General features: G+C 52.3%; 14 protein-coding genes. All 14 read left to right on the top strand.

Annotation, left to right across the window (positions count from 1 at the left end; translation table 11 throughout):
• Nucleotides 1-192 precede the first annotated feature (192 nt).
• The 14 genes from H7R58_RS18805 (at nt 193) to H7R58_RS18740 (ending at nt 9,235) form a co-directional block, all read left to right on the top strand.
• The gene (locus H7R58_RS18805) at nt 193-1,263 is read left to right on the top strand and encodes a hypothetical protein (protein ID WP_227674933.1); all 1,071 of its coding nucleotides are present in this window, start codon (nt 193-195) and stop codon (nt 1,261-1,263) included.
• Between the two features lie 206 nt (nt 1,264-1,469).
• The gene (locus H7R58_RS25325) at nt 1,470-1,556 is read left to right on the top strand and encodes an ash family protein (RefSeq protein WP_100246799.1); all 87 of its coding nucleotides are present in this window, start codon (nt 1,470-1,472) and stop codon (nt 1,554-1,556) included.
• Between the two features lie 53 nt (nt 1,557-1,609).
• The gene (locus H7R58_RS18795; RefSeq protein WP_227674932.1) at nt 1,610-1,807 is read left to right on the top strand and encodes a host cell division inhibitor Icd-like protein; all 198 of its coding nucleotides are present in this window, start codon (nt 1,610-1,612) and stop codon (nt 1,805-1,807) included.
• Nucleotides 1,800-2,678 carry a tyrosine-type recombinase/integrase gene (locus H7R58_RS18790; RefSeq protein ID WP_182934487.1) on the top strand — a complete coding sequence of 293 codons (879 nt, stop codon included), beginning with the start codon at nt 1,800-1,802 and terminating at the stop codon, nt 2,676-2,678. The genes H7R58_RS18795 and H7R58_RS18790 overlap by 8 nt, the downstream gene beginning before the upstream one ends.
• Complete coding sequence (locus H7R58_RS18785) at nt 2,671-2,850, top strand: hypothetical protein (RefSeq protein ID WP_049041008.1); 180 nt, start codon at nt 2,671-2,673, stop codon at nt 2,848-2,850. Before H7R58_RS18790 ends, H7R58_RS18785 begins: the two co-directional genes overlap by 8 nt.
• The gene (locus H7R58_RS18780; RefSeq protein WP_182934486.1) at nt 2,847-3,110 is read left to right on the top strand and encodes a nicotinic acetylcholine receptor subunit beta; all 264 of its coding nucleotides are present in this window, start codon (nt 2,847-2,849) and stop codon (nt 3,108-3,110) included. The genes H7R58_RS18785 and H7R58_RS18780 overlap by 4 nt, the downstream gene beginning before the upstream one ends.
• Nucleotides 3,107-3,328, top strand: coding sequence for a hypothetical protein (locus H7R58_RS18775; RefSeq protein WP_182934485.1), 222 nt, complete (start codon nt 3,107-3,109; stop codon nt 3,326-3,328). Before H7R58_RS18780 ends, H7R58_RS18775 begins: the two co-directional genes overlap by 4 nt.
• Complete coding sequence (locus H7R58_RS18770; RefSeq protein ID WP_049041013.1) at nt 3,325-3,951, top strand: prophage protein; 627 nt, start codon at nt 3,325-3,327, stop codon at nt 3,949-3,951. Before H7R58_RS18775 ends, H7R58_RS18770 begins: the two co-directional genes overlap by 4 nt.
• Before the next feature lie 9 nt (nt 3,952-3,960).
• Nucleotides 3,961-4,302 carry a hypothetical protein gene (locus H7R58_RS18765; RefSeq protein ID WP_049041016.1) on the top strand — a complete coding sequence of 114 codons (342 nt, stop codon included), beginning with the start codon at nt 3,961-3,963 and terminating at the stop codon, nt 4,300-4,302.
• Nucleotides 4,295-7,075, top strand: a complete 2,781-nt coding sequence (locus H7R58_RS18760) for a TOPRIM and DUF927 domain-containing protein (protein WP_182934484.1) — start codon at nt 4,295-4,297, stop codon at nt 7,073-7,075. Before H7R58_RS18765 ends, H7R58_RS18760 begins: the two co-directional genes overlap by 8 nt.
• A 600-nt stretch (nt 7,076-7,675) precedes the next feature.
• On the top strand, nt 7,676-8,239 hold the full coding sequence (locus H7R58_RS18755) for a hypothetical protein (protein ID WP_049238973.1): 564 nt from the start codon (nt 7,676-7,678) through the stop codon (nt 8,237-8,239).
• Between the two features lie 12 nt (nt 8,240-8,251).
• Nucleotides 8,252-8,440 carry a hypothetical protein gene (locus H7R58_RS18750; protein WP_224776483.1) on the top strand — a complete coding sequence of 63 codons (189 nt, stop codon included), beginning with the start codon at nt 8,252-8,254 and terminating at the stop codon, nt 8,438-8,440.
• Nucleotides 8,421-8,600 carry a hypothetical protein gene (locus tag H7R58_RS18745; protein ID WP_049238972.1) on the top strand — a complete coding sequence of 60 codons (180 nt, stop codon included), beginning with the start codon at nt 8,421-8,423 and terminating at the stop codon, nt 8,598-8,600. The genes H7R58_RS18750 and H7R58_RS18745 overlap by 20 nt, the downstream gene beginning before the upstream one ends.
• A gap of 62 nt (nt 8,601-8,662) precedes the next feature.
• Nucleotides 8,663-9,235, top strand: coding sequence for a hypothetical protein (locus H7R58_RS18740; protein ID WP_227674931.1), 573 nt, complete (start codon nt 8,663-8,665; stop codon nt 9,233-9,235).
• Nucleotides 9,236-9,289: the final 54 nt, after the last annotated feature.

The raw sequence follows: 9,289 nt of genomic DNA, 5'->3' as shown, positions 1-9,289 counted from the left end.
CGCAGTTCCATTCGCACTTTGATTCGCAGTTTTGAAATGTTCCCGCGATGGGAGCACGAGCGATTACAGGTGTTAAGAAATTTCGGATGAATGATATTGACGCCGAATCCATTAACCCGGCCTTTATATCGACTTGCCATTAAGCACAATTTACTATGTCCTTCATTCTTGGTTTGAAAGAGCATTAGGACGATGAAAAAAGAAAGATTGACGAACTTTTTCAGGATAGCAGCCTACGTTTCTCTGGCCTTTCCTATCGTGGCTTGTACTGCTGGCAAGTTAGATCCTGCGAAAGCCCTAACCACAATGCATGTTGTCAAGAGCGAGGATTACAAGAAGCGGCCCGGATGGGATGCGCTGGTCCGTTTGGGTATTGATGATTGCACCACATACAAAAATGGCGGGGAAAGTGTTTTCAAATGGGGTGATCGTTCATGTGATGAAAAAAGCATCATTAAGTCAGTTAATGAAAATCCTCAATCTATACCAATTTTTTATGCCGCTTATCATGAGTATGGGAGCTATGGAGTTGGCTCTATATCGACTTTCGAACATGGAGCGAGAGTCAGTGACGAGATGGCTAAAATTCCGCTTAATTTGGCTACTGTTTTGAGTAATCCGGCAAGAGTTGATGCCATTTACGATGATTACGAAAATGACCGCTGGAGTATGGGATTAAACAAGGTTAGCAAAAGCGATTTTAAAAATAGCATTGCAACATTTACCAAAAACAGAGACGCATTAGCCTCCAGTTATCAAAAGGCTCATGATGAAAATCAAAAACAATATCAGGCAGAACGGGATGCACGAGTTAAGCGTGAGAAAGCAGAATCAATAGCTTCTGAGAGAGAGATTAACCTTGTGCTATGGCAGAACCCGACGCCAGAGCAGCGGATGATTATTGACGCATTGCACACTGTTAAATTTACTATCAGGAATGATGGTGTTGCATACGCTAATGGTCGTCGCTTTATGTCAGTGGCCGGGCTGGAGTCCCTCAAAAATAGCCTGAACATGAGTATGGAGTCATGCTCTGATGTAGGGGCGTATGTTGACGAAAAGGTAGTAGGTCGGGCATGTGTGCAGGCTTTAGCGAGGGATATTGTTGAGTGGGGGAAAACTGCTAAAGATAGCTCTATTTCTGATCGGGCATGGAACGCTGCCGCAGTCGATGGAAGTATTACCTACAACCCTATCAAGTGGGAAATTCTTTTCTCTCATTGGGCTGGTATGGCACGAGTTTACGCTTCTCGCGGGTACTAATCACAAGTTTGCATTGCGGGCGCAGGGGATATTTCCCTTGCGCTTAACGGGGCAGTGTGGTTATGATTATTTTGCACCTCACAAAACGGGTGCCGGGCGTGAGAACCCGGATAAGGTCAAAGGCGACAACAGACGCCTATCGCGTCTTTTTTATTGTCGCAATGTCAGTCCCCCCATATTCAGCGGCGTAGAACCGCACAGAATCAATGGTGGCGCTGGCAGGGCAGCTTTCGGGCTGGCCGGTTCCCTTTGACGCCGGTATTCTCACCCCTGTCAGTGTCACCACCCTTTAGAGCGTGAGAACTCAGGTGGTGGCTCCTTAAATTAGTCAAAGGAGATCATCATCATGATGACTATCCCTACCCTCACTCAAACAAAATTCACCTGGCGCTTTCTTGCGCTTAATCGCCACGATAAAAAAGCCAAACCTTGCCGTCTGTCCGTTGAGGCTGCGACCGAACGCGAAGCCCGCCGCATCCTTGCGCCGCACTTTATTTTGTCTCTGGCCGCACGTCTGCCAGTGCCGGAGGTGCGCCGTGTTTAACCTCCAGACACTGACAGCCAAAGCCCGCGAGCTGCGCGGTAATGTCGTTAAGGCGGCGAGCACAAAGGGCAGTCGCACCATGACCCCTGTCTATGACCGCGACGAGCAGCGCAAGCTACGCGAGCGCATCCAGCAGACGCAACCAGATTGGGTGTTGCTCTGGTGGGACATTGCGACCGTGACCGGCTGGCGCACCAGCGACGTTTGCAACCTGCGCTATTCCTGCGTCAATTGGGAAACGGGGCAGGCGACAATTATCGTTGCCAAACAGACCAAAGCTGCCGAAGCGCGGGCAACCCGCAAAGGTATCGAGATTGTGCGCCAGCAGCGCAAGGACGCCGCACGGCTCGCCGCTGACCATATCGCCTATATGAAGTGGGATAGTATCGGTTGCGACGAACTGGCCGCCGACATGAACGACGAAGAACAGGCCATAGTATTCGAGCTGGTGGCAAAGGCTGACGTCAAACACGACACCAAACAGTTACCGCCTGGCATCATCAAGCGGCTGCGTGACCGTCAGGATCGGAATCTGGTGGAGGACGACCTGGTATTTTCCCGCTCTCAAATCGAAAGTAACCGTTGTCAACGTCTGGAAGGTAGCGTTACTCGCCAAACCATCTGGCGCAAACTTCATGGCGTCATGGCGTGGTTTACCCGTTTCATTAACGCTAAATTGCGCCTGAGCGCCTACTCAAGCCGCAAAATAGCCGCCTTTAACCTCATGTCCGCAGGTGGCGAACAGGGCCTATTAGTGGCCTCTGAAATGCTGGGTCATAGCAACCCTGCGATAACTCGTACTTACCTGCAATTAGGCAGTAAAGCGGCAGCTATCCAGTCCCGTTTAGCAATGGAGGTCGGAAATGCGTAAAACCTTCCAGATCGACGGATACGCTGTTAACAAGCGCGGTAACACCGTCGGCATTCACTACACCATGACTAGCACCAGTCCAGAAACAGCTAAATCGACTGCGCAACTACTGGCGAATAAAGGCGGTTATAAGCACGTTCGTATTACTCGTATTCAGGAGGTGGCAGCGTGAACATTCATACCATCTATCGCCATCCTGCAGATCTTGAGGCCGAGGCGATGCTATCCCGCGAACAGCCGTACCCTGACTCTTTCACGCTGGCAGAGCGTACCGCAGAACGCATGACCCGCGCCCGCAATAGGCTGGCTCACGTTATGACCGATTTATTACCACTCCTCGAAGTTGAGCAAGCAGCCATCGCGTATTGCTGGCTTAGTAAAGTCCTGACGATTGTCGATATAGCCAGAATTGATGCGGAGGGCAGCGCATGAGCCAGTTACAACTGATTGATGCTGCCTGCCAGATTGAACAGGCACAGGCTGTTTTGTCCATGTGGCTGGAGAGCAGCACCAATAAAACAGATCCCGATTTACCACGCCTTATAGGTTCCATTCTGACGCTGTTACACGGTGTGCCCGAAGCAATGAGCGAGGCTGAAAGCAAGCTAGCTGACCATGTAATGCGTGAATATCGGGAGGGCAAAGCATGAGCAATATACTGACCATTAAACCGGGAAATCCCGACCTGTTCCACGCCGAAGCCACACCGCACGGCGTCAATATCATGACCCGCAACGATGCCGGGATGTATGAGCATGTAGCCATTATCACCTATGAGAGCGCTGTAAGCCGTCTGGATGCGGGAGAGTACGACGATACGCCCGATATCGGCTACGCCATTCATTTTGCCGTTGCTGATGGCGGGGCGCGTGGCTGGTTCGACTTCACCGCGCAGCATAACGTCACTATGTGGCGCTGGCTGATTGCTGCGACGTTCGTTTCTGAGATGAAGCGCGAGAACGGCACCACCACGGTTACTGAGGCTGACGGCACATCATCGCAGGTGGCGATTTACTCCAATGGTAATGCGGGCATGGTGGTTTACCCGTTTGCTGAACGGCTGGCGATGGCGAACAACATCGAGGGCGCAATGATTGAGCGCTACGGCATTGAGCAGGGAACGGCGAACGCCATTGTTTTTTATCAGGCCATGCTGGACACGGAGCGCGGCGAGTTGACCCCGTTCGGGCGTGAAACGCTTGCTGAACTTCACAACAGCTTTATAGCTGAACTGGATGAAAACGGCTGGCCTGAAATGCCGCTGGCGCACTGAGGGGGCGACATGATTACTAAAAATTTCCGACTGAATGCGCTGGCGAATAAGTATGCGTCGGCACTGTATAACCACATTACCGCCACCAGCGGCGGGGACTATTTCATGGTTGATGCGGACGGCCTCGCCGTCCGTGTGGAAATCGTCAATGGAGTAAAAGGCGTTCGCAGCCTGATCGATAGCTACACACTGGCAGCCATGAAAGTGTTCTACCCGCAGTGGGAAACCGTGGGGATCGAGCTTCTTGATCGTTGCGTCACTAAGGACGGATTGACTGACGTCGGGCGCGAGATATGGCAAAGCATGATTAATGATATGGGCGCGACCGTGGCAGGAGGCAACCATGCGTAATATCGACCTTATCCGCGAAGTGACCAGCGCCGCAGCAGGGCGCTGGCCTTATGTGCTGGCTGGGTTGTCTATCGACGTGCCTGATTCATCGCGCCGCCATTCTCCATGCCCTGCATGTGGTGGAAAAGACCGTTTCAGATTCGACGACAACGGGCGCGGTAGCTTTATCTGCAACCAGTGTGGCGCTGGTGACGGGCTGGATTTAATCAAGCGGGTTAACAACTGCGACACTACGGAGGCGGCACAGCTTGCCGCTGACGTGCTGGGTATTGATTACCTGGCAGCGCAATCCGACCCGGTGGCAGCGAGCCATAGAAGGGAGCAACTGGAAGCTGACCGCCAGCAGCGTGAGCAGGAGCGCCAGAAACAGGCAGCAGGGGACGCAGAGCAGCGAAGGGCTACGTTTGCCCGTCTGTATGCCGGAATGCGCCAGAGTGCCACACAGGGCGAATCTGATTACCTGCAATCAAAAGGGCTGACCGGGTTTAACTATCCGGTTATGCCTGATGGTTCGTTATTGCTGGAGCTGGTGGACGAATCCGGCGCAGTGGCAGCAGCGCAAACCATTACACCGCAGGGAGAGAAGCGACTCCTGACAGGTTCAGCAAAGCGCGGGGCATATCATGCCGTAAACGCGCCAGAATCGCCGCAGAGCGTTTTAATTGCCGAGGGGCTGGCGACGGCCCTTTCAGTTCACCTGATGCGCCCGGACGCGCTGGCAGTGGCAGCAATTGACGCGGGCAACCTGCTACCCGTTGCCGAAGTGATGCGCCGGAAGTACCCACAGGCACAAATCATCATTGCCGCAGATAACGACCAGATGGGCGAAAGTGACGGAATTAAAGGAGTGAAAGTTAACACTGGCAAGGAGGCCGCAGAGAAAGCCGCGAAAGCCGTTTCTGGCTGGGTTTCCATGCCACCAGTGGACTATAAAGCGGACTGGAACGACTACCACCAGCAATACGGCCTCGAAGCGGCCACAGCAGCATTTAACGACTCAATGTATCAACCGGAGGGTAAGAAAGTGGGTGCGACACTGACAGCTATCGACGGCGGCAAGAAAAAACTTGGTATCGACGACGATCTGAAACCGCGAGTAGAGAGCCGTGCGGATGGCATTCACTGGATCACCCCGAAAGTGGACAAAGACACAGGAGAAATTATCAATACCGAGGCGTGGCTATGCTCTCCGCTGGAGATTGCTGGTGCGGGGAGTGATAACGCCAGACAGCGCTTTCTGATCCTGCGTTGGGACGTCCCCGGCAACCGGGGGCAAGTTACCCGTGCGCTTCCATGGGAGGACATTGGCGACCGTGAGGGATGGCGCACGCTGAAAAACGGCGGTGTCAGTGTGACAACCAAACCATCGTTGCGGGCAATTCTGGCCGACTGGCTGCAGCGAACTGGTAGCGGCAAGGAATGGCAGATCAGCCACACCACAGGCTGGCACAACGGGGCGTACATCATGCCGGATGGTGATGTTATTGGTGAGCCAGAGACACCGCTGTTATTCAGTGGTCGGAGTGCGGCGGCTGGTGGCTATACCGTCAGTGGAACGCCGGAAAGCTGGCGTGATTCGGTGGCGCGTCTTGCGCTGGGAAACCCGTCAATGATGCTGGGTGTTGCTGCTGCGCTTTCTGCGCCGCTGATCGGGCTTGTTGGCGCTGACGGGTTCGGCGTGCATCTTTTCGAGCAGTCCAGCGCAGGGAAGACAACCACCGCCAACATTGCCAGCAGTTTATACGGTGAACCGGATGCCTTGCGCCTTACCTGGTACGGTACAGCGCTGGGTATCGCCAACGAAGCGGAAGCGCATAACGACAGCCTGTTACCGCTGGATGAAGTGGGGCAGGGCAGTAGCGCCAAAGACGTTGCTACGTCTGCTTACACGCTGTTTAACGGTGCCGGAAAGCTACAGGGGGCCAAGGAGGGCGGCAACCGTGAGTTAAAGCGCTGGCGCACCGTGGCGATCAGTACCGGGGAAATGGACATTGAGACGTTTCTTTCTGCTGGTGGGCTGAAAGTTAAGGCCGGGCAACTGGTGCGATTGCTTAATTTACCGATGGAGAAATCCGTATCGCACCATGAGTACCAGAACGGCAAGCAGCACGCCGACGCACTCAAAGAGGCATATCAGACGAACCACGGAGCCGCAGGCCGTGAATGGATTAAATGGCTTGCAAGCCACCAGCAGGAGGCAAAACAAGCTGTCAGAGCGGCGCAAGAGCGCTGGCGTGGCCTTATCCCTGCTGATTATGGTGAACAGGTTCATCGTGTCGGTGAGCGGTTCGCGATTCTGGAGGCGGCGCTGGTGCTGGGGATGCCTGTCACTGGCTGGGGTGAGCAGGAAAGTCGGGACGCTATCCAGCATGGCTTTAACGCCTGGGTCAAAGAGTTTGGCACGGGGAACCGTGAGCATAAGCAGATCATCGAGCAGGCGGAGGCGTTTCTTAATGCCCATGGGTTTAGTCGTTTTGCACCGTACCCCTATGACCCGGCAGGCTTGCCCATTCCCAACCTAGCGGGCTACCGGCAGAAAGGGGCGCATGATGCTGATCCGATTGTGTTCTACACGTTCCCGGCAGCATTCGAAGGTGAGATTGCTAAGGGATTCAACGCGAAACAGTTTGCCCGCGTGCTGGCCGGGGCTGGGGTACTAAAACCGCCAGCCAGCGGAAGGGGATATCAGCGTAAATCCCCGCGAATTGATGGACGCCAGATAAACGTTTATGTGCTCCAGCTACGACCCGACGAGATAGAGGACGAAGAATAAAACACACATACGAGATGTTTTTTTGTTGGTTCAGTTGGTTCAGTAACTATTTAATTAAGATAAGTGTATGTATTTAATATATTTACATGCTCGTAAGTGAACCAACACTGAACCAACAAACGCCCATTTTGAACCAACAAATGCCGCTATTGAACCAACGCCCTTTTCTGGCTGGCCTGTAAATCTTTCCCATTGAACCAACACGAAAATAGCGTTTGTTGGTTCAAAACGGGGCTTTGTTGGTTCACTCCGAAAGAAATAATCCTTATAAAACAACAATCTTTACAAATTGAACCAACTGAACCAACTGAACCAACATGTTTTTGTTTATCTATAGAGTTTTTTCGGAGAGTAATTACGAATTTGGAGGGGCATCGCCTAAGCGACAGTATGCGGAAACGGCAACTTTGCGGAGCGGAAAAGAAAAAGCCCGCGCTGGAGAGGCGAGGGCTTTTGTTAACCATGTTTATGCAATCACACAATGGTGGATCACCGTCATAGTATCACGTCGATTTATCATTTCAATATACGCAATGATATTTACTAACATTGCAATTTATGCAATGATTAGAATTTAAACAACGCAAAAGGTTATGAACAATGAAACAGATAACCAATGTTAATCTGGAAAGTGATAACGCTGGTGGTACCGTCGAGGTGACTTACTCCGATGATACGTTCGAAAGGCTGACCTGCTCGCTTCCTGTGGCTCTCGTCATTGCGAATCTTGCAACGACGCTTAAGCAGGAACGTGCAACACGCATTGCAACTGGCGACCGCCTGCGTCGGATGTACACCCGCGATAGTGACATGATTACTCGCAGTGGCAGCGGCGCTTCCACGACCTCCACCGCGCCAACGTCAATGGACGCTGAATTTATGCGCCTGGTACGCGCTGTAGCGCCAAAGTATGACAATGCCCTTCCTGATACCGATCCTCGCCTTGTTGCGCTTGATGTGCTGCGTTACGCACCCGCTGAGGCATTCAGTGCGGTACATCCGACCCCGCTATCAGAGATTCAGCTTGATCAGGCTATCGACGTTCTGGAGCAGGTTGGCGACTACATGCGAGTTAACAACGTTTCACCGAAGATTCTCTCCACAGGCGACGCCATTCGCAGCATTAACACCGACAACGCCAGTTTCTGGCATCGCACGAAGTAAGGAGCAATGAGCATGGCTATTTATGACCCAAAATTAGCAGCAGGAAACCCGCAAAGCGCCGGGCGTAAACTCTTTGGCCGTGAACAGGCCGAGCAATTGCGGATGCGTAACAACTTCAACAACGAATGCCGCAATCTGGAAAAAGTCAACGAAGCGAATGCAAAGTTCTGGAGTGAACAGGATGAAAAAGCCAAACGTTAAGCCGGTATTACTCTCTGGCGACCAGTTCGCCGCAATCTGCAAGATCCAGGAGCGCGAACGCCAGCGCTCCGATATTGGCGTAGCGCCGTCTATCCACCAAATTGCACGTGGGCTGGTGGCTAAGGCGCTGGAATCAATGGCCGTTGAAGGGAGTGTGTGATGGAGACTCCCCCAACGCAGTTAAATTTAACTAAATGACAGATCTAACGGAGAGTAAGCAGCGTGAGTGATGGCGTAATTGTTGAATTCAGCAAAAGCCCTATGTGGGACAGAAATATCGCGATCCATGAAGCCGGTCACGCGATGGCTGCGTGGTTTACGGGTGCTAGGCAAATTGAGATATCTATTGCTGATGAGTTTCGTATTGCTCGACTGGCTAACGGCAAAGAGGTCGATAATTGCCGGGCGGTATGCTCACATCTCCCCGTCAGAAAAGATGAACTGGCGCAGATGGTCGTCTCTTTTTCTGGCGTAATGGCACAACACCTTTACTCAGGCGAACCACCTGAAAAACTACTGGAAAATGGAGGGAAAGGAGACGCCAGCGATATTCGGAAAGTGCTTGAGCAATACAGGAACCAAGGCGCAACAGGAGATGATTGCGACAAGCTCTATAGCCGGGCTTATTTAATTTCGCTAAAGCTAGTTAAGCATTACTGGTGGGAGATTATCGCGTTAGCAAAGATGGTCGAGCATTATAATTACGTCGCGTCAAACAAGGTAAGCAGCATGCTGAGCTATTTTGTTTCAACACAGCATATTTGCTGCTCTCTTGAGGATCTGGAGAGAGAGTGATAGCTACCCATGACGTGATCTGTAACTTTAAGTAGCGGTGCAGGGGCAGAACTC

This window comes from Klebsiella sp. WP4-W18-ESBL-05, from assembly GCF_014169075.1.
Classification (GTDB): domain Bacteria; phylum Pseudomonadota; class Gammaproteobacteria; order Enterobacterales; family Enterobacteriaceae; genus Kluyvera; species Kluyvera ascorbata_B.
Note: the sequence above shows the minus strand (reverse complement) of the source record. Positions and strands in the feature narration are given on the sequence as shown.